Source organism: Brevibacillus sp. B_LB10_24 (genome assembly GCF_046036945.1).
Taxonomy (GTDB): Bacteria; Bacillota; Bacilli; order Brevibacillales; family Brevibacillaceae; genus Brevibacillus_C.
Map to the genome: position 1 here is coordinate 226,968 of NZ_JBJQOQ010000001.1, position 17,832 is coordinate 244,799.

General features: G+C 53.4%; 19 protein-coding genes. 14 read left to right on the forward strand and 5 right to left on the reverse strand.

The genetic code is table 11. The annotated features are described in order from the left end of the window. Positions 1 to 149 precede the first annotated feature (149 nt). The 5 genes from ACI7RC_RS01160 (at position 150) to ACI7RC_RS01180 (ending at position 3,601) form a co-directional block, all read left to right on the forward strand. Positions 150 to 599 carry a MarR family winged helix-turn-helix transcriptional regulator gene (locus ACI7RC_RS01160; RefSeq protein ID WP_408106380.1) on the forward strand — a complete coding sequence of 150 codons (450 nt, stop codon included), beginning with the start codon at positions 150 to 152 and terminating at the stop codon, positions 597 to 599. A gap of 89 nt (positions 600 to 688) precedes the next feature. Next, entirely contained in the window at positions 689 to 1,294 is a 606-nt protein-coding gene (locus tag ACI7RC_RS01165; protein ID WP_408106381.1) for a DUF167 domain-containing protein, read from the forward strand. 10 nt (positions 1,295 to 1,304) lie between these two features. Then, complete coding sequence (locus ACI7RC_RS01170) at positions 1,305 to 1,697, forward strand: VOC family protein (protein WP_408106712.1); 393 nt, start codon at positions 1,305 to 1,307, stop codon at positions 1,695 to 1,697. A gap of 271 nt (positions 1,698 to 1,968) precedes the next feature. Then, entirely contained in the window at positions 1,969 to 2,586 is a 618-nt protein-coding gene (locus ACI7RC_RS01175; RefSeq protein ID WP_408106382.1) for a DUF47 domain-containing protein, read from the forward strand. Continuing rightward, positions 2,579 to 3,601 carry an inorganic phosphate transporter gene (locus ACI7RC_RS01180; RefSeq protein ID WP_408106383.1) on the forward strand — a complete coding sequence of 341 codons (1,023 nt, stop codon included), beginning with the start codon at positions 2,579 to 2,581 and terminating at the stop codon, positions 3,599 to 3,601. Before ACI7RC_RS01175 ends, ACI7RC_RS01180 begins: the two co-directional genes overlap by 8 nt. 24 nt (positions 3,602 to 3,625) lie before the next feature. Here the strand turns inward: ACI7RC_RS01180 and ACI7RC_RS01185 are convergent, their stop codons facing one another. Next, positions 3,626 to 3,868 carry a hypothetical protein gene (locus ACI7RC_RS01185; RefSeq protein ID WP_408106384.1) on the reverse strand — a complete coding sequence of 81 codons (243 nt, stop codon included), beginning with the start codon at positions 3,866 to 3,868 and terminating at the stop codon, positions 3,626 to 3,628. A gap of 238 nt (positions 3,869 to 4,106) precedes the next feature. On the opposite strand from ACI7RC_RS01185, the gene coaA reads away from it, so the two are divergent. Then, complete coding sequence (gene coaA, locus ACI7RC_RS01190) at positions 4,107 to 5,069, forward strand: type I pantothenate kinase (protein ID WP_408106385.1); 963 nt, start codon at positions 4,107 to 4,109, stop codon at positions 5,067 to 5,069. Positions 5,070 to 5,075: 6 nt separating this feature from the next. On the opposite strand, the gene lgt is transcribed toward coaA, so the two are convergent. The 3 genes from lgt to ACI7RC_RS01205 form a co-directional block, all read right to left on the reverse strand. Continuing rightward, positions 5,076 to 5,876, reverse strand: a complete 801-nt coding sequence (lgt, locus tag ACI7RC_RS01195) for a prolipoprotein diacylglyceryl transferase (RefSeq protein WP_408106386.1) — start codon at positions 5,874 to 5,876, stop codon at positions 5,076 to 5,078. A 111-nt stretch (positions 5,877 to 5,987) separates the two neighbouring features. Next, entirely contained in the window at positions 5,988 to 6,896 is a 909-nt protein-coding gene (ligD, locus tag ACI7RC_RS01200) for a non-homologous end-joining DNA ligase (protein WP_408106387.1), read from the reverse strand. 17 nt (positions 6,897 to 6,913) lie between these two features. After that, a complete protein-coding gene (locus ACI7RC_RS01205; RefSeq protein ID WP_408106388.1) occupies positions 6,914 to 7,615 on the reverse strand; it encodes a polysaccharide deacetylase family protein in 702 nt (233 codons plus the stop codon). Between the two features lie 126 nt (positions 7,616 to 7,741). On the opposite strand from ACI7RC_RS01205, the gene ACI7RC_RS01210 reads away from it, so the two are divergent. The 3 genes from ACI7RC_RS01210 (at position 7,742) to ACI7RC_RS01220 (ending at position 9,884) form a co-directional block, all read left to right on the forward strand. Continuing rightward, positions 7,742 to 8,290 (forward strand): GNAT family N-acetyltransferase, encoded by a 549-nt coding sequence (locus ACI7RC_RS01210; protein WP_408106389.1) that lies wholly within the window; start codon positions 7,742 to 7,744, stop codon positions 8,288 to 8,290. A gap of 147 nt (positions 8,291 to 8,437) precedes the next feature. After that, positions 8,438 to 9,019, forward strand: coding sequence for a TetR/AcrR family transcriptional regulator (locus ACI7RC_RS01215; RefSeq protein ID WP_408106390.1), 582 nt, complete (start codon positions 8,438 to 8,440; stop codon positions 9,017 to 9,019). Positions 9,020 to 9,263: 244 nt separating this feature from the next. Then, complete coding sequence (locus tag ACI7RC_RS01220) at positions 9,264 to 9,884, forward strand: hypothetical protein (protein ID WP_408106391.1); 621 nt, start codon at positions 9,264 to 9,266, stop codon at positions 9,882 to 9,884. 246 nt (positions 9,885 to 10,130) lie between these two features. On the opposite strand, the gene ACI7RC_RS01225 is transcribed toward ACI7RC_RS01220, so the two are convergent. Then, on the reverse strand, positions 10,131 to 11,477 hold the full coding sequence (locus ACI7RC_RS01225; protein WP_408106392.1) for a hemolysin family protein: 1,347 nt from the start codon (positions 11,475 to 11,477) through the stop codon (positions 10,131 to 10,133). A 561-nt stretch (positions 11,478 to 12,038) separates the two neighbouring features. Between ACI7RC_RS01225 and ACI7RC_RS01230 the strand changes: the two genes are divergently transcribed. From ACI7RC_RS01230 to ACI7RC_RS01250, 5 genes are all read left to right on the forward strand, one after another. Continuing rightward, positions 12,039 to 12,986, forward strand: a complete 948-nt coding sequence (locus ACI7RC_RS01230; RefSeq protein WP_408106393.1) for an ATP-dependent DNA ligase — start codon at positions 12,039 to 12,041, stop codon at positions 12,984 to 12,986. Positions 12,987 to 13,361: 375 nt separating this feature from the next. Next, a complete protein-coding gene (locus ACI7RC_RS01235; RefSeq protein WP_408106394.1) occupies positions 13,362 to 14,672 on the forward strand; it encodes a P1 family peptidase in 1,311 nt (436 codons plus the stop codon). Between the two features lie 77 nt (positions 14,673 to 14,749). Next, complete coding sequence (locus tag ACI7RC_RS01240; RefSeq protein WP_408106395.1) at positions 14,750 to 16,384, forward strand: thiamine pyrophosphate-binding protein; 1,635 nt, start codon at positions 14,750 to 14,752, stop codon at positions 16,382 to 16,384. A gap of 24 nt (positions 16,385 to 16,408) precedes the next feature. Beyond that, the gene (locus ACI7RC_RS01245; protein WP_408106396.1) at positions 16,409 to 17,272 is read left to right on the forward strand and encodes an SDR family oxidoreductase; all 864 of its coding nucleotides are present in this window, start codon (positions 16,409 to 16,411) and stop codon (positions 17,270 to 17,272) included. A 67-nt stretch (positions 17,273 to 17,339) separates the two neighbouring features. Continuing rightward, positions 17,340 to 17,828 carry a hypothetical protein gene (locus ACI7RC_RS01250; RefSeq protein ID WP_408106397.1) on the forward strand — a complete coding sequence of 163 codons (489 nt, stop codon included), beginning with the start codon at positions 17,340 to 17,342 and terminating at the stop codon, positions 17,826 to 17,828. Positions 17,829 to 17,832 lie beyond the last annotated feature (4 nt).

Here is a 17,832-nt window from a genome sequence, read left to right on the forward strand (position 1 = left end):
ATAAATTGATTATACAATATACTTTGTAAAGTAAAAAGTTTAAAAATATTTCTATGTCTGTTATCAAGGTCAAAAATACTTCACTTTTTTTCCAAGCGGCAATCGTGTATCTTTGATGCTAGACACGCTTGTTGAAATGGGGAGGAATCATGGCCAAAATAGCTTTGCCCGATTATTTTTATGACAGCCTCGGCCACAATTTGCATCGAATTGGCCAGCTTATGCGGGAAGAGACCAGCAAAGCGCTGAAACGCTTTGGCGTCACCCCGGAGCAGTGGGAACTGCTGATCGTCCTGTCCCATACAGAGGGTTTGACGCCGACGGAATTGGGCGAGTACAGCCTGCGGGACAAGACGACTATCTCGCGCATGCTGCCCGCCTTGCTGCGCAAGGGAATGATTGAGAAAAAACAGCATCCACGCGATGCCCGCAGCTATGTCGTAACAGTCAGCGAAGCGCACAGGCAGAAATTAGACGAGATGCTGTGGGCGGTAAAGGAGCACTTTGAGCAGCGGGTGTTTGCAAACCTGAGCCAAAGAGAATACGATCTCATGCTGGGGTTGATTGGCAAATTGCGGAGGGAGCTGGGCGATTTGTAACGGGAAGAGAGGATGGCCGGAATTTTAGGTTGTATATACAACTAAATTTGCGATAAAGTTGTATGTACAACAAAATGGTGGTGAGATGGATGATTCTGACTGTCCGAAAAAATGACGGCCCGGGATGGTTGATGATCGTTGAAGTAATCGAGGAGAACAAGTATAAGATCGTCCGCGACATCTGTGCCAAAGAGCCGCAGTACGAAGTGATTCTCCGTTTTTTGCACTCGCTGTCCGCGCGGCTGGAGCAGATCGAAGGGACGGATGTCGAGCCGGATGCTGCCCCTAAAAAGCGGAACGCCAAACGTGCCGCGCGAGAAGCCAAGCGGGAAATGGACCGCACAGGAGCAGGAGGGCAGCGAATGCCCGGAAAAGCATTTCGACTGAAAGCAGCGGAACTGGAAAAGGCTGCTTCCGTCGTCAGAGAAACCCTGGATGTCACGATCTGGGTGAAGCCGGGCAAACCGCGGACGATGTTTCAAGGCGAGCGGTACAAAGGGATGGAAGTGCTCGAGGTGTGCACGCCGCTTTCCGATAAAAGAGCGAATGAAGAGGTCATCAATGCTCTCAAAAAGCGTTACGGCGTGTACGAAAGCGACATTGAGCTGGTAGAAGGGTATGCAAGCCAGAAAAAAAGATATACAATTGCCTTGCGCAGAGCAGCTTACACGAGCTCAGAGCATGAACAGTTTTGAGGTGTATCCCATGAAGGTGACCGGTTTTAACCATGTTACGATCCGCGTGTCCGACCTGCCGCGTTCCCTCGCTTTCTACGAAGGCGTGCTGCAGATGAAGCTGGTCCATCGGGGCAGGCAGGACGCCTACCTCGACTGGGGCGGAGCCTGGATCTGCCTCGTGCAGCGGCCGGCAGCAGGTCCCCAGACGAATTCGGTTCCGGGCGTGGATCATGTAGCCTTTTCGATCGAAGAAGCGGATTTTGACGGCGCAGTCGTACAGCTCGTCTCAGCCGGGGTCACGGTTGTGCGCGGCCCGGTGGAGCGGGGCCTGGGCCGGGCGATCAACTTTTTGGACCCGGATGGAACACAGCTTGAACTGTACACAAGCAACCTGCAGCGGCGCATGACGGTCTGGAAGTAGAGCCAGCCTGATCGCTGTGGTCATGGGCGTGAGTGCGATTGAGAAGCGCAGGCAAAGCAGCGCGGCGATGTAATGATAAAATACCGTATACTCCGTGCAAACGGGTAAAAACTAAAGCAAGCTAGCCAACCAGGGAAATGCCTGGTTTTTTCTTTCTGTTTGCAAAGTGTAAAGTTTGTGTAAAGAATCGGCGAAAAAAATTTACGTTCTTCCTGCTTTTTCGCTATAATCGTAGAGGCGTTATTATCCAAAAGGAGTGACATATCGTTCTATGATTAAATCACGGAATAAATCCTTTTTTACCTTACTAGAGGAACTGGCAGCCGTCGTTCATAAGGGAACTCATCTTTTCTTTGAAATGCTGGGGAATTATCAGGATATTGAAGCGAAGGTGAAAGAGATTAAGAGCGCAGAGAATGAAGGGGATGAGATTGTTCGCCGGATCATGAACGAATTGAACTCCACTTTCATCACTCCTTTGGAGCGGGAAGATATTCACTCGCTGGCACACACGCTTGACGACATGATTGATTACATAGACGGGGTAGCCGACCGGATGTTTCTGTACCAGTTGAAGCAGCCCGAGCCCCGAGTGGTGGCCCAGGCCAACATCCTGGTGCAATGTTCCGCCAAGCTGATCGACTTGATTCGCACCCTCCGCAAGCTGGACCACGCAACCGTCTCCAATATCGCCCGGGAGATTAAAGATCTGGAGCACGAGTCGGATGCGAACTACCGCAAGATGGTCTCTGAGCTGTTGAACAATCCGGACACGAATCCGATCGAGGCGATCAAATGGAAAGAGATTTACGATAAACTGGAAGACTGTGCGGACTTCGCTGAAGACGTGTCCAACCTGGTGGAAGGGATCGTGCTGAAGAATGCTTAATCAGGTCACGCCGGATGTGATTCTGCTCATCCTGGTTATTGTATTGGCGCTAAGCTTTGACTTTATCAACGGGTTTCACGACACGGCCAATGCGATTGCCACCTCGGTTTCAACCCGGGCGCTCAGCCCCCGTACGGCGATTGTTCTGGCGTCTGTGTTCAACCTGGTCGGCGCCCTGACCTATACAGGCGTCGCCAAAACCATCGGGAAGGACATTGCCGATCCGTTTAAACTGGAAAACGGCCTGGTCGTGATTCTGGCGGCTCTGACATCTGCCATTTTATGGAATTTGGTCACCTGGTGGTTTGGCATCCCAAGCTCTTCTTCCCATGCCATCATCGGCGGCATTACCGGTGCGACGATTGGAGCAGCAGGATTCGGCGCCGTCAATTTTAAAGGATTTCTCAGCATTGTAGAGGCGTTGATCCTGTCGCCCATCGGGGCATTCTTTGTCGGATTCCTCATGATCAAACTGATCTCCGCACTGGTAGCCAATACCGCTTACCATAAGACAAACCGCAGATTCCGCTACCTGCAAATTCTCTCGGCATCGTGGCAGTCCTTTAGCCATGGGGCCAACGATGCGCAAAAAACGATGGGTGTGATCACGTTTGCACTCGTTACCGGCGGTTTTTTGCACACCCCGGGCGGGGAGTTCATCATCCCGTTGTGGGTCAAGCTGTCTGCGGCGTTGGCCATGGCCCTCGGCACCTCGATCGGAGGATGGCGGATCATCAAGACAGTCGGGGGAAAAATCATGAAAATCAAACCGATCACCGGCTTCTCGGCCGACTTGTCTTCCGCCTTGATCATTACGATTTTTACTGCGCTGCACCTGCCCGTCAGCACCACGCACGTGATTTCCTCTGCGATTATGGGTGTTGGCGCATCGCAAAAATTTTCCGCGGTGAAGTGGGGCGTAGCCGGCCGGATCATTTTCACCTGGATCGTTACCCTGCCGGTATCCGCATTGCTGGCCGCCGCCTGCTACATCGTGTACGACGTCTTTTTATAGGGCATTGTCCGGCTGCCGCCCAGCTTAGGGCGTGGTGCCGGTCAGGCGCTGCCACCAGGTCGGCTGAGGCTTGATTTCGACCAGTTGAATTGCGGTGAACGGTACAAAGGCAAGTGTCAGGTCATCCCGTTCGATCAACAGCCCGGACGCACCGTAGTCGCGCAGCAGCCCCTCTTCTTCCTGGGAAGCGCCGGGGGAAGCAGGGGACGGTGCAAAACGGATGACAATTCGCCGGTCGAGGTATTCATCCAAGACGTCTGCTTCCATGTCTCCACCTCCTTTTATGCTAGGATTGCCGCAAACATACAAATTCAGACAAATAGGAAAAGCGCGGGGAAAATGTAGTAACCCCGCGCTTTCGCGTTGGCGACAAATTCAATGCCTTTCGGTGTCTTTTTGACGATAATCCGAATGGCAAAAAGGCAGTGCTATTGTGTTCGGACAGCACTAAAATGTGTTACCATATGGATGTTGCATATGCTAGCGGAAAAAGGGGACTGGAAAAATGACCATAAAATCTGCCCGTAAAAAGAACTTTTCACCATATATTTCTTTTAGCCGCAAGGAATGGGCCGGCTTGCGGGAGGTAACTCCGCTGTCTTTATCCGAAGCTGATCTGGTCAATCTGCAGGGGATCAACGAGCGGCTGTCGCTTGAAGAAGTGGCCGAAATCTACCTGCCGCTGTCCCGCCTGTTGAACCTGTATGTGGCGGCAACGCAGGAGCTGTTTAATGCCACAAAGACGTTTCTCGGCAATACCACGAACAAAGTTCCGTACATCATCGGCGTCGCCGGCAGCGTGGCGGTCGGGAAGAGCACGACGGCGAGAATTTTGCAGGCACTGCTCGCCCGCTGGCCTAACCATCCCAAGGTGGATCTCGTTACGACAGACGGGTTTCTCTACCCCAACAGGATTCTGGAGGAACGCGGCTTGATGAAGCGCAAAGGATTTCCGGAGAGCTACGATGTCAAACGGCTGATCCGGTTCATGGCCGATGTCAAATCGGGAAAACCGGAAGTAACTGCGCCCGTCTACTCCCATTTGGCCTATGATATCTTGCCTGATGAGGCCCAGGTCATCCGGCAGCCGGACATTGTGATCGTGGAAGGGTTAAATGTTCTGCAGAATACGGCGGAGAGCAGTACAGGGTACGGACCCCGCGTCTTTGTCTCTGACTTTTTTGACTTCTCCATTTACGTCGACGCCGATAAAAAGGATATCGAACACTGGTACATCGAACGTTTTAAAGTGCTGCGCAACACGGCATTTCAAAGTCCTGATTCCTACTTCCACCGCTATGCCAGCTTAACGGCCGACGAGGCGGTGCAAGTAGCCAAGCAGATATGGCGGGAGATCAATGACGTCAATCTGGTGGACAACATTCTGCCGACGCGGGGACGGGCCCAGTTGATCCTGGAAAAAGGCCCCGACCATGCGGTACGGGGCGTCAAATTGCGCAAATTGTAAGGGCCGTTAATCCAGTTGCTCGATCGGTTCCGGCTTGGATCGCCTGGAATTGGATTTGAGCCAGAACGTGATGTAAAGCGCGATGCCGACCACGATCAGCGACAGGCTGACCAGCTGGGCGACCCGCAACGAGCCGATGAGAAGGCTGTCTGTGCGCATTCCTTCGATTACGAAGCGTCCGATGGAGTAGAGGATCAGATAGCTGAACAGGACCTGGCCGTCAAATCGCTTCAAGCGGTACAGCAGGAGGAGCAGAACAGCAAAAACCAAAAGATTCCATAACGACTCGTAGAGGAAGGTCGGCGCGTAGTAGACGCCGTCAATCAACATCTGATCGCGTATAAACGCGGGAAAGTGCGACATGTATTCAGCGGAAACCACTCCGCCGTGAGCTTCCTGGTTCATAAAATTGCCCCAGCGGCCGATCGCCTGACCGAGGATGACGCTCGGCATCAGCAAATCGCCGAACAGCAGGAAGGGCAGCTTGTGCTTGCGGATGTACAAGGTACCTGCGATCAGTCCGCCGATCAATCCGCCGTGAATGGCCAATCCGCCGTTCCAGACTGCAATCATCTCCCACAGGCTGTGGTAATTCTCTCTTTCAAAGAAAACGTAATAGGCGCGGGCGCAGATGATCGCCGACGGAATGATCCAGAGGACCATGTTGAGCACGTGGTCAGGATTGATGCCTGCCCGTTTCGCATGATGGTGGGCCAGATTAGTCCCGATGAAAAAAGCCGAACCCATGATAATGCCGTACCAACGTACCGGAATCGGGCCCAAATGAAAGGCTACTGGATCAAGCAAAACAGTTCTCCTCCTTCAGGTAAAGGATATGTCTTTTGTCAGTATAACATAATTCACCTCTATTTTTCCGTGTAAACAAGCAGCACATTCCTTTTAAGGGGAATGTGCTGCTCATGTTTTCTTTTTTGACAAAAATCCCAGAATCGAGTCGAGCGAAGCCCGGTTGTCCTCGCTAAGCAGGTGGGCAAACAGATCGCCTTGCTGCTGCAGCCGATCCGGTACGTTGTGTACCGTAAAGTGGGTCGGGTGGATATGAGGCACCTCCTGCCAGGTGAGCGGGGTGGAGACAGTCGCCTGCGGTTTGGCCCGGGTGGAGTAGGGGGCGGCCAGCGTCTTGCCCCGCCAGTGCTGCAGATAGTCGATGTAAAGCTTGGTGCCGCGATTTTTCACCAGCCGCTCCACGGTTAAAAACTGCGGAAACCTTTCCGTCAGGTAGGTGGCGACGAACTTTCCGACCTGGCGCGTCTGTTCAAAGCGGTAACGCCGTTCGATCGGAATGTAGATTTGCAGGCCGCTGGCGCCCGATGTTTTTACATAGGAGGTCAACTGTAGTTCGTCTAGGACCTCTTTTATCCGCAGGGCGGCCTCAATGGCAGGCTCGAAATCTGGAGTAGAGGGATCGAGGTCAAACACCAGCTCTGTCGGGATTTCATCGCCGGCGAGGTGGAAGGAGACGTGCCACTCCAAGGCTGCCTGGTTTGCCATCCAGATAAGAGTGGGCAGATCATTGAGCAAGGGATAGCGGGTGTTCTCCCAGATGGCCGTTGCGATCCACTCGGGCGCGTAATCGGGAATGTTTTTTTGGTAAAAATGCTTGTCGTGGATGCCGTGGGGATAGCGGATGACGGTCAGCAGCCGATTTTTCGTGTAGGGCAGCATGACTGGGGCTACAGCCAGCAGGTACTGAAGATAAGCCAGTTTGGTCACACCTGCTTCCGGCCACAGCGGCTTGTCCGGATTGCTGATCGTAAGCGTTTTCCCTTCGACGGTCAGGACGTGTTCCTGGGTTGCTGCCGGCATGTCAGTTCCACCCTTCTCTACTGTTGGTGATGGCGCATGAGCTCGGATAAGGTGACGAATTTGTAGCCCCGCTTCGAGAGGATGGCCAGCGTCCTGTCGACGGCCTGCAGGGTTTGGGTGCGGTCAATGCCGGAATCGTGAAACAAGACGATGTTGCCCGGCTTGGCGCTTCCCGTCACCCTGGTCACGATCTTGCTTACTCCAGGGTTTTTCCAGTCCTGCGTGTCCTGCGCATAAGACCAGATGGCGATCGGATGCTTTTGTCTGGCTGACTCGCGGAGAACCGTGTGTGTCAGCTCTCCTCCAGGCGGACGGAAAAAGACGGGATAGGTTCCAGTCAAGGCATGGATAATGTGGTCGGTTTGCTGGATTTCCTGCTTGAGCCGTCTTGCGCTGACCCTCCTCATCGGCGGATGGGTGTACGTGTGGTTGCCCAGCTCATGCCCTTTGCGATGAATTTTCCGGATGACCTTGGGATACCACTTCGCCCTTTGTCCGACGACGAAAAAAGTCCCTTTTGCGTTGTACTTGTCCAGTATTTTGAGCAGTCTCATCGTGTAAACCGGATGGGGGCCGTCATCGAAGGTGAGGGCGATCAGTTTTTGGTTGGTATTGACGTGAAAGATCGTATGCGGCGGCGACTTTGCCGCGGCTGGAGTCGAGGCCCATCCGCAGGCAAACAGGCTGGCTGCCACCAGAAGAATGTTTTTCCAGTTCATCGATGTGATTCTCCCCGTTTTCGTATCATTACATAATGTGGCTGTTTGTCAGGTGACTATGAGTGGAAATGAATGCAATCCCGCAGTATGATAGGAGACAAACCATTTGGGCAGGAGGAGGACATCATGCCGAGAATACTGGGTAAGCGGATTGTGCTGAGGGAATACATGCAGGAAGATTTGCCGCATATGCGGGAGTGGGTCAATGATCCGGAAATCGTCAACCAATTGTCGGATATTTTTCTCTACCCTCAGACATTAAACGATACAGAGGGCTTCCTGCAGGCGATGCTGGAAAAAAGGGGAGAACAAAGGGGCTTTGTGATTGCCCACAAGGATACGGCAGCGTATATCGGGCAAATCGACCTGCACCAGATCGATTGGAAGAATCGAGTGGCAGAGATGGGCATTGTCATCGGCAGAGCGTGCGATCAGGGGAAGGGATACGGCTCTGAAGCCGTTCGCCTCTTGCAGGGTTTTGTCTTTGAGCGGCTGAATTTACACAAACTTGAATTGAAAGTGCATGATTTCAACGCGCAGGCGTACCACTGCTACCTTAAGTGCGGATTCAGAGAAGAGGGAAGAATCAGGCAGAAGTACTATCTCAATGGAACCTATCACGATGTCATATACATGGGGATCTTAAAAACGGAGTACGAAGCGATGAAGGAGTAAACTGATTGGTCAAGGCAAAAGGGCTCAAGTGCCGCTGTTAGGCACTTGCCCTTTCGTTTCTGATGAGGTAAAATAAAGTCCGGAAACTGAAAAAACGATTTTAGTTTATATAATTTACAAATCTGGTTCTATCACGGGGGGCTGATCATGAAAGAGCGGATCATGCAAGCTTTTATAGAAGAGATTCATGACAGCGGCATGAAATTTACCATGGACGATTTATCCAAGCGGCTTGGCATCAGCAAGCGGACGCTGTATGAACACTTTTCTTCCAAAGTCGAGGTTCTGGAGACGATTATCGACCAAACCTTGCAGGAGGCGGACGAAAAGACGAGGCAAATCGTCCTGGACGAACGGCTGTCTTTACTCGAAAAAATCACCGGAGTTATGACTGTATTGCCAAACCATTACGAACTTTACGATTTGAAGATTCTGGATCAGATGAAACGCTATTTTCCGGAGCAGTGGGCCAAGATCGACGCCGCTCTCAAGGATGATTGGGACGTGCTTCGCATGTTGATTGAGCAAGGGATTGAAGAAGGGCTGATCGTCGGCAAAAGTCCGGCCCTCATCATGAAACTGATCGTGGATGCGACGAATTCCATTCTTGATCAGCGGTTCTACTTGAACAACCACATCAACCTGGACGAAGCCTTATCGTCTATTGTGGAGATTTTGTTGTTTGGCCTGGTGTCGAGAGAGGATCGCGAAAGCTCTGTGCCGTACTGATGTCCGTCACGTTGATTCCGAAGAAAAAAGGAACGATGGGAAGCTTCCGGAAAGAAAGTTGAGGTTTCTCCGAGAAAATGGCGTCACGGCGGCTGCAGTGGCGGATAGCCGACGTTGAGCAGATACGTCATGTGCAGTATAATGGAAGTATCCAAAACCTAAAAAACTATTATGGTTGATTTGGTTTTTTGGTTAAAAAAAGGAGATGTAGATCTTCAATATTTGTTATTTGCAAAAGGATGACGTGGAGAAATTAGTCCATCTGGATGCGACCGTCTACCAACCGCAATACCTTGTGGATCAAGAGATTACGCGAAAGCGGTTGGAGCCAAACCCGTACACCGACATTTGCATCAAGCACGGGGCTGACCTGGTCGGTTACGTCACGCTCCTTCCGATACCAGCGGAGATTGCCGGAAAAATCAAGCGCGGCACCTCCAATGAGGCACAGACGGAGGGAAATGTGCTGCCCTACCGAAAAATGGGCAGGTACCAAGCCTACTTGTCCTCCATTGTGGTGAATAAGCGGAAGTACCCGGCGATTCGGGCGAAGCATTTGTTCCAGCTCTTGCAAGAACACTTACGGCAGATGAGGAAACGCGGCTTTTTCATCGATGTGATTTATGCGATTGCGGCGAGCATTGCCGGACGAAAGACACTGCAGCGGATGAAATTCGCGGAAGTTGGGCCGAACATTTTTGTGTATTCTACGAGAAAACAGGGGATGGAGTGGATCGCTGGCAAACCGCAGTATGCTTTGGCCGAGGTTCTGGTAGCCCCTATGGCACTCCGGAATAGGTCGCAGATGCCAAGCGATTTCGCCAGCATGTCCATCACGGAGTGGTATTGGGATACGGACACATAGCGTCTGATCAGGATAGCAAAAAAGATCACTTTATAATAGAAGGGACTCCGCTGCGGGGTCCCTTTTCCTGTTTGTCGTTTATTTTGAGCCCGGTTGAGGATATGAACAGTCCGAAACGGTTCGCGTGTTTGAAAGGCAAGGAGTCCTGGATGGACGGTTCGTCGACGTCATGGCGATGGAAAAATGGCTTTTGTCATGACAGAAAAAGCCGCTGATTCCGTAAAGGGAATAAGCGGCTCTTTATCGTCACGATGCCGGATGCAGCGGCAGTTCAGCTTCTTTGTTTTCATCTATTTTGCAAGGGGTGATCTCAATCCGGTTAATCCGGTGGTTCTCCATCTCGGTGATGGTAAACAGGTGATTCGCCCACTCGACTGATTTGCCCGCAGCAATATCTTCTTCCAATTGACTGTACACCCATCCGCCAATGGTGTCGACATCATCTGACTCGAGTTCAAACGGCAAGTGTTCATTCAGTTCGGAGAGCAATGTCTGCCCGGAGACGGACAGGCCCTTCTCTCCTTTTTCAATCTCTGCCCGCTTTTGTTCGTCAAATTCGTCCTGGATATCGCCGACGATTTCTTCCAGGATGTCTTCCAGCGTCACAAGGCCAGAGGTACCGCCGAATTCGTCAATGACGATGGCGATTTGCGAACGACGCTTCTGCATCAGGCGAAGCACTTGGCTGATCTCCATCGTCTCGGGCACGGTCAGCACCGGACGGAGCAGCTGTTCAATCTCCGCTTCTCCCTCATGCAAGGCAGCGAGGTAAAAATCGGTTGCGTGGACGAACCCGATGATGTTGTCCTTGTCGTCGACGGCTACCGGAAAACGGGTATGCCGCTCGGAACGGATGATGTCCAGATTCTCTTGAAACGAGCTTGTTGTATATAAACACACCATATCGATACGGGGAAGCATTACTTCACGAGCCGACTTTTCAGAGAAGTCGAAAACTTGTTTGACCAGCGTAAATTCAGTCTGATCGATGTGGCCGCTCTTATGGCTCTCATTCACCAGCAAGCGAATTTCTTCTTCTGTATGAGCGGTTTCGTGATCGGAGACAGGCTCCAGGCCCAGCCATTTGAGCAGGCGGTTTGCCGCGCCGTTTAACAACCAGATCGCGGGATAAAACAGTTTGTAAAACATGATGAGCGGTGGCGCTACCCACAATGAGGCGGCCTCCGCCTTCTGGATTGCGAGCGACTTCGGAGCCAGTTCCCCCAATACAATATGGAGAAACGTAATGATCGCAAAGGCAACACCCAACGACAGGGCGGATATGACATAGTCAGGCAAATGGAAGTTCCCGAGCAAAGGCTCAATGATCATATGGGCAATCGCCGGTTCCCCGACCCAGCCCAAGCCAAGGGAGGCAAGGGTAATGCCGACCTGGCATGCCGACATGTACGCGTCTAATTTTTGCGAGACCTTTTGCGCGTAAACGGCGCGCTTGTTGCCTTCATTCACAAGCTGCGTGAGGCGTGTCTGCCGCACTTTGACCAAGGCAAACTCGGCAGCGACAAAGAAGCCGTTCAGCACGACCAGAATCATTACAAGAACAAGGTTAAGCACTATCGGAACACTGTCCAAAAACGTATCATCCTTTCGGTAATGACAATCTCTTCACTAACAACTATAACAGCTACCCGTCTCCTCACTCAAAGTTCAATTAGACTGATTTTTGCCCCATCAGGGGGGAAATCGGGTAAAAAATAAACGACAGCAACCTGTTTTCATATCCTTTTTGATCCTGGCGTGCCCGGAGCAGCGCAATCGCATGCAGGGCTCAAAACCGCTGAATTTTGCAAGAATAGTCGGGAAAGCGTTAAACGCCGCTTGAATCAGGATGGGAATCAACCTTCGCCGGCGCTGTTTACCGCCTGCCAGATTTTCTTGGCAGCGCGATGCCCGCCACAGACCTGGAAACAGGATCCGTTGGTTTGATGACGCCTGCTGCGCTTCCTCAAGCTCCCCGGCACAAACCCAAGCACACGGCCTAATCCATTGCGCGGCCAGGTAATTGGCACGTCACGGATTGTTCACGCGGAATAAGGGGAGAATCGTGTCGGCAACTCCTGTGTTTACACGTTGATGTAAAAAATCAATTTTACCGGGACAAACTGTAAGCATCAGAGAGTTGTGGAGGTTTGTATGGACTTAAAACCTGTCGTTCCGTTTGAGCCAATACTCACAAGTCAAATACCCCAAGGGGAAAACTGGGCTGCACAAATAAAGTGGGACGGGGTTAGAATGCTTTCGTATTTCGACGGACATGAAATACGTTTTGTCAACAGAAGAGGACATGATCGTACGGAACAGTACCCTGAATTTAGAGACATCAAAAATTATTGTTCTGCATCATCCGTTATTCTTGATGGGGAAATCATCGCTTTAGACGAGAAAAGACCGTCCTTTCACGAGGTCATGAAACGGGACAGCTTACGAAAAACGAAAAGTATAGAAGCAGCGATCAAACAAATACCCGTTACCTATATGATTTTTGATGTCTTATATTGTGACGGAAATTGGGTCACAGACCAAAAATTGTCCATTCGTCAACGGATACTGCAGGACATTATCAAAGAAAGCCCACATGTGCAAATCGTACAGAATTTTCCCGATGGAGACGCTTTATTTCAGGTCATGAAGCAGCATGATATGGAAGGGATCGTCTGCAAGGATCTGGAAAGCCAGTACATCATTCGCGGAAAAGACAAACGGTGGCAAAAAAAGAAGGTTTCCCGCGACCTGTTGGCTGCAGTCGGCGGGGCAACCTTTCGCGATGGCGTTGTGAACGCGTTGCTTCTCGGTTTATACGATAAATCAGGCAATTTCCTGTACATTGGCCATGTTGGCACGGGAAAATTGAGTCATAGGGACTGGGAAAACCTTACCGGGAAGATCCTGACGTTGACGATTGACAGCAAGCCCTTTGTAAATCAGCCTGAGAGGATGAAAGGGGCGATCTGGATAAAACCGGAAATCGTCGTGAAGGTCCAGTTTTTGGAATGGACGCCAGGTGCCACGATGAGACATCCCAGCGTTCAGGCTATCGTGGATGTTGATGTATTTGAATGTACATTTTCACAGAGTAAATAAAGAGCATCGGGGAAAGAAGCGGTTTCTCCGATGCTCTTTTACTATGCGGGAAGCCGATGGCATAGGTCGTTTCCTGAAAGTGGAGATGACTGTTCCGCATTGCCCTACTCACATGTTTGTTCGGGCTGACATACCTTTTAGTAGACTTTTATCAGACAAGGAGGGACCAGTGTGCTTATGCGGCAGAGGCGCCTGTGTATGCGAAAGCTGGATGCAGCCATTCAAGATCTTCGCAAAGCCAAGTTTGCAGTACGACAGCGAAGGAATAAAGGCGCGATTAAAAACATTCGGCTTTCACTTGCCAACATCGGTGGGGCTTTCCGTTGCGTGACAAAGCTTTAACGGTGAATCCTGAACAATTCGGAGGGAATGGGAATGGGTGGAGAAAAGCGTTTGATCCTCAAACAAGAACCCAAACTAACCGGGCGAATCGTTCTTCCGGGGGATGCACAGTACAATGTGAGCCGCGGGGGATTCAATCGGTTCCCGTTGGCGATCGTCTATGCCCGGAAGCAGCAGGACATCGTCAATGCTGTCCGTTGGGCACGTCACTATCAAGTTCCGATTCGCATGCGGCGTTTCGGCCACCCATACGGAAAGGGGGTGCCCGTTTCCGACGGCGGTATTGTGATCGACCTCAGCGAGATGCCAAACAAGGGCAGCCGAAGCATCCTTACACAGCCGATTGGCCCCAGTCCCGACCGCCTGATCGGCCAGAAAGGAATGGTGTTTAAGGGAGGACTTACAGATGTTCCCGGCATTTTAGTAGGGCATGCGGAGGACGAAAGCGGCCGTACGGGTTGCACCGTGGTTCTGTATCCCAAAGGAGCTGTTCCCGGCGTTGACGTAAGAGGAGGATTTCCCGGAACGATTCAAACCGACGCCATCCGGCCTGGTACTGCGACAGAGGTCGTGCAGGCTGTTCTGCTTACAGGCGGCAGCAACTTTGGTTTGGCGGCGGCATCGGGGGTAATGAACTGGCTTGCGCAAAGGGGATTCGGCGTCCCAACGGAGGGAGGAACACTTCCTACCGTTCCCGGAGCGGTCATTTTCGATCTTATTTTCGCGAAAGGTGCCCGCCGGCCCGATGCGAAAATGGGCTATGCTGCCAGTCAAGCAGCGAATGCCGGGCCAGTGGAGGAAGGGAGCGTAGGCGCTGGGGCTGGCGCGACGGTAGGGAAAATCTACGGCCGACCAATGAAGGGAGGGGTAGGTACTGCCTCCTGGAAAATCCCGGGCGGCCCTGTGGTAGCAGCTTTGGCGGTGGTCAACGCTGTCGGAGACATCTGGGACCATGACCACATCATCGCCGGAGCGCTGCGGCCAAACGGTACTTTCGTCAACCAAACCCGGGCGATTCTGGAAGGTGTGCCTCCGAGGACCAGTCAGGGGAGGAATACGACCATTGCCGTGGTAGCCACTACCGCGGTATTGACCAAGGCGGAAGCCAGCCGGGTGGCGACACTGGCTCACGATGGCATGGCGCGGGCCATCTCGCCCGTACACACGCAGGCTGACGGCGATACCATCTTCTGCCTTGCTACTGGTACCGACACCAGCGGCCTGACGGGCAATAACGCCGTGACTGCAGTGGGGACTACTGCAGCAGTGGTATTGGAACAGGCCATTATCAGAGGCGTCAGGGCGGCCAACCGGGGCCTTTGGAATCGTCAAAGGGGGAAATGAACGGGATGTGGATGCTTTTCCTTTGTGTGGGGAATAATTTCCCTTGATAGTCATTTCCGTGCAAAGGAGCCATCCAGATGTCCGATCTTGCGCAGATCCCAGTTGACGCTGACCCCCATACCGTTGCAGAAGTCATCTTGGAACAGCTGCGGCTTTGGGGCGTCAAACGGATTTACGGTGTTGTCGGCGACAGCATCTTCGGTCTGCTTGACGCCATTGCCAGACAGCAAGCGATCCAGTTTATTGCGGTCCGGCACGAGCAGGTTGCGGCGATGATGGCGTCGGCGGAAGCGAAGCTGACCGGAGGGATTGGGGGTTGCGCGGCACAGATGGGACCGGGGTTGTGCAATCTGCTGGCCGGTCTGGGTGATGCCAGCGGTGATCGCGTTCCCGTTTTGGCGATCACCGGCCAGGTCCCGCTGAACAAACTGGGTACGCATTACAAGCAGTATCTCAATCAACAGGAGCTATTGAGCCCCATCGCCGGCTACAGCACGCTGCTCGCCCATCCTGACGCTGTCGTCGATGTTCTCACTTGCGCGCTAGGTCAGTCGTTGGCCCATGGCGCTGTATCCCACCTTTCGATTCCGGCCGATCTCTTTTCACAGGCGACGACGGTCAGGCCGCGGCCCAAGATGAGCGTCTCCAGATTGGTTCCCGATCGCGAGACCTTGCAGCAGGCGATCCAGTTGCTTCGCTCTGCCGACCGGCCGATGATCCTGGCGGGAACCGGAGCGCGGCAAGCGGCAGAATCTCTGGCAGAGTTGGCCCAATCATGGGGAGCGGGGATTGCGCTCAGTTACGGTTCGGTCGGGATGCTGCCCGATGATCACCCGCATCTGCTCGGCGGTCTAGGCGAGGGCGGAAATCCGCTGGCTGCAGGTGTCTTTGTGCAGGCCGATGTCGTGCTTGCTGTGGGCACGTCCTGGTGGCCGGAGGGGTACGTTCCGACAGGCGCCCGCATCGTTCAGATCGACAAGCGGGCGGCCAATCTCGGCCGCGGCATCCCCTGTGAAATCGGACTGGCCTGCGAGGCGGAAGCCGCGATCCCGCTCATTCTCGCCGAAATGCAGGAGCATTCCCGCGAGACGGACTGGATGCGCCACGTCCGCGAAGTCATCCAAATCTGGCGCCAACAAAACGAGCTGGAGGGGAGGGAGGCTGGTTCTCCTGTCCCGCCGCCTGCGATCGTCAGGGCCATCGAACAGTGCGCTGCCGAAAACGCGATTATCACCCTGGATACGGGGGATTCCACAGTCTGGTTCCTGCGCAACTTTCGAGCCAAAAGCCAAACCGTACTGTTATCACGCCATTGGCGAACGATGGGCTTCGGGCTGCCGGCGGCGCTGGCGGCAAAGATCAGCATGCCGGAGCGGCAGGTCATAGCGGTGGTCGGCGATGGCGGTCTGGGAATGGTGCTGGCCGACCTGTTGACCGCGACCCAGTACGGGCTGCCCGTCGTTGTCGTCGTCTTTCGCAATGGATCGCTGCAGATGGAACGGGACAAAATGGTCGAAAAGGCGTACATACCGGAAGGGACGATCATGCGGACACCGGACTTTGTCCATGTAGCGGAGGCCTGCGGCTGGCTGGCTTACCGGGTGGAATCCTACGCAGAGTTGGCAGATACGCTAAAAAGGGCATTCGACTCCGTCTCTCCTGTCTTGGTAGACGTCAACACCGCGCCTGTCGCCCATCCTGACTTCAGATAACTATGCCTGAAAGGAGCAGCCACCATGAACACCAATCCGATACCAGTCTTCCCCCCGCAGCACCAAGACAGGCAGCCCGGACTGGAGGCCTTGATGAATCCGCGTCCCCTGTTTGACAATCCGGCATATCAGGCCAGCGGCAAGCTGCAGGGCAAAGTGGCGATCGTGACCGGCGGAGACAGCGGGCAGGGGCGGGCCATCTCGATTGCCTTCGCCAAAGAAGGCGCCGACGTCGCGATCGTCTACCTCGATGAACACGAAGACGCCAATGAAACCAGGTATTACATCGAGCAAAAAGGGCGCCGCTGCCTGCTGCTGGCGGGCGATATCGGCGATGAAGCCTTTTGCCGGCAGGTGGTCCAAGAGACGGTCAGTCAGCTCGGCCGACTCGATATCCTGGTCAACAATGCGGCTGAGCAGTGGGTGCAAAACGGCCTTGAGAACATCACGAGCGAACAGATGGAGCGGACGTTTCGCACCAACTTTTTTTCCATGTTTTATCTGACAAAGGCGGCGCTGCCCCACCTGCGGCCAGGCAGTGCGATCATCAACGCGGCTTCGCTGGCCGCCTATGAAGGGAACGAACAGTTGATCGACTACTCCGCGACCAAAGGGGCGATCGTCTCGTTCACCCGGTCTTTGTCCAAGTCGCTGGTCGGCCGGGGCATCCGTGTGAACGGCGTCGCACCCGGTACGGTCTGGGCCCCGCTGATCCCGGCTTCCTTCCCCGCCGACCAGGTAGCCAGCTGGGGGACTACAACTCCGATGAAGCGGGCCGGACAGCCGCAGGAAATCGCTCCTGCCTACGTGTTCTTGGCCTCGGACGACGCTTCCTACATCAGCGGCCAGATCATCCATGTCAACGGCGGGGTCGTGATTAACGGCTGATATCCTGTATTTACAGGTTGTTTTTCTTTGGCTGTCCGTTGTATCGTGGGGGAGGAGGTGCAAGCGTATGCTCAAACACGCCTTCCTCAAGCACAAGTGGCGCAGAATGCGCCTTCGCGTCTGGAAGAGGCGGCTGACGGAGCAGTTGGACCGGCTCGCCAGAGTGACTGGCATTGCTTTTCCCGTCACGCTCTCAGTCACGTGGGGGCCTTTTTACAACGGCTCCGCCATATTGAACCGAACCTTGCGACAAGCGAGAATCGATATACAAATTCCCTATGACCGCTACCTTACCGCCGATGAGCGAAAGGTTTTATCCCGGTACGGCGTGCCGCGAAGACACCTGCCTTACTTTATCCTGTTTCACGAATACGCCCATCTCGCCGATGCGGCAAACCTGATCAGACAAGCCGGGAGCAAAGCGCTCCTTGCGGCAGGCATCAGCCGGGCCAAACTGGCCAAGGCGGCAGCCGACTACCGGGAGCTGCCGTTTGAAGCGGCAGCGGACCAATTCGCCTGCAGATGCTATCGGGACTTATGCAAAAAAGCCGGGTAAACCG

Bases quoted from the DNA above. Each gene is read 5' to 3' on its own strand.
- ACI7RC_RS01205 (WP_408106388.1), bottom strand. From the start codon at position 7,615: ATGAACTGGAAAAACATTCTTCTGGTGGCAGCCAGCCTGTTTGCCTGC.
- ACI7RC_RS01235 (WP_408106394.1), top strand. From the start codon at position 13,362: ATGGGTGGAGAAAAGCGTTTGATCCTCAAACAAGAACCCAAACTAACC.
- ACI7RC_RS01165 (WP_408106381.1), top strand. From the start codon at position 689: ATGATTCTGACTGTCCGAAAAAATGACGGCCCGGGATGGTTGATGATC.
- ACI7RC_RS01160 (WP_408106380.1), top strand. From the start codon at position 150: ATGGCCAAAATAGCTTTGCCCGATTATTTTTATGACAGCCTCGGCCAC.
- ACI7RC_RS01180 (WP_408106383.1), top strand. From the start codon at position 2,579: ATGCTTAATCAGGTCACGCCGGATGTGATTCTGCTCATCCTGGTTATT.
- ACI7RC_RS01245 (WP_408106396.1), top strand. From the start codon at position 16,409: ATGAACACCAATCCGATACCAGTCTTCCCCCCGCAGCACCAAGACAGG.
- ACI7RC_RS01250 (WP_408106397.1), top strand. From the start codon at position 17,340: ATGCTCAAACACGCCTTCCTCAAGCACAAGTGGCGCAGAATGCGCCTT.
- ACI7RC_RS01185 (WP_408106384.1), bottom strand. From the start codon at position 3,868: ATGGAAGCAGACGTCTTGGATGAATACCTCGACCGGCGAATTGTCATC.
- ACI7RC_RS01215 (WP_408106390.1), top strand. From the start codon at position 8,438: ATGAAAGAGCGGATCATGCAAGCTTTTATAGAAGAGATTCATGACAGC.
- ACI7RC_RS01240 (WP_408106395.1), top strand. From the start codon at position 14,750: ATGTCCGATCTTGCGCAGATCCCAGTTGACGCTGACCCCCATACCGTT.
- ACI7RC_RS01175 (WP_408106382.1), top strand. From the start codon at position 1,969: ATGATTAAATCACGGAATAAATCCTTTTTTACCTTACTAGAGGAACTG.
- ACI7RC_RS01230 (WP_408106393.1), top strand. From the start codon at position 12,039: ATGGACTTAAAACCTGTCGTTCCGTTTGAGCCAATACTCACAAGTCAA.
- ACI7RC_RS01170 (WP_408106712.1), top strand. From the start codon at position 1,305: ATGAAGGTGACCGGTTTTAACCATGTTACGATCCGCGTGTCCGACCTG.
- coaA (WP_408106385.1), top strand. From the start codon at position 4,107: ATGACCATAAAATCTGCCCGTAAAAAGAACTTTTCACCATATATTTCT.
- ACI7RC_RS01210 (WP_408106389.1), top strand. From the start codon at position 7,742: ATGCCGAGAATACTGGGTAAGCGGATTGTGCTGAGGGAATACATGCAG.
- ligD (WP_408106387.1), bottom strand. From the start codon at position 6,896: ATGCCGGCAGCAACCCAGGAACACGTCCTGACCGTCGAAGGGAAAACG.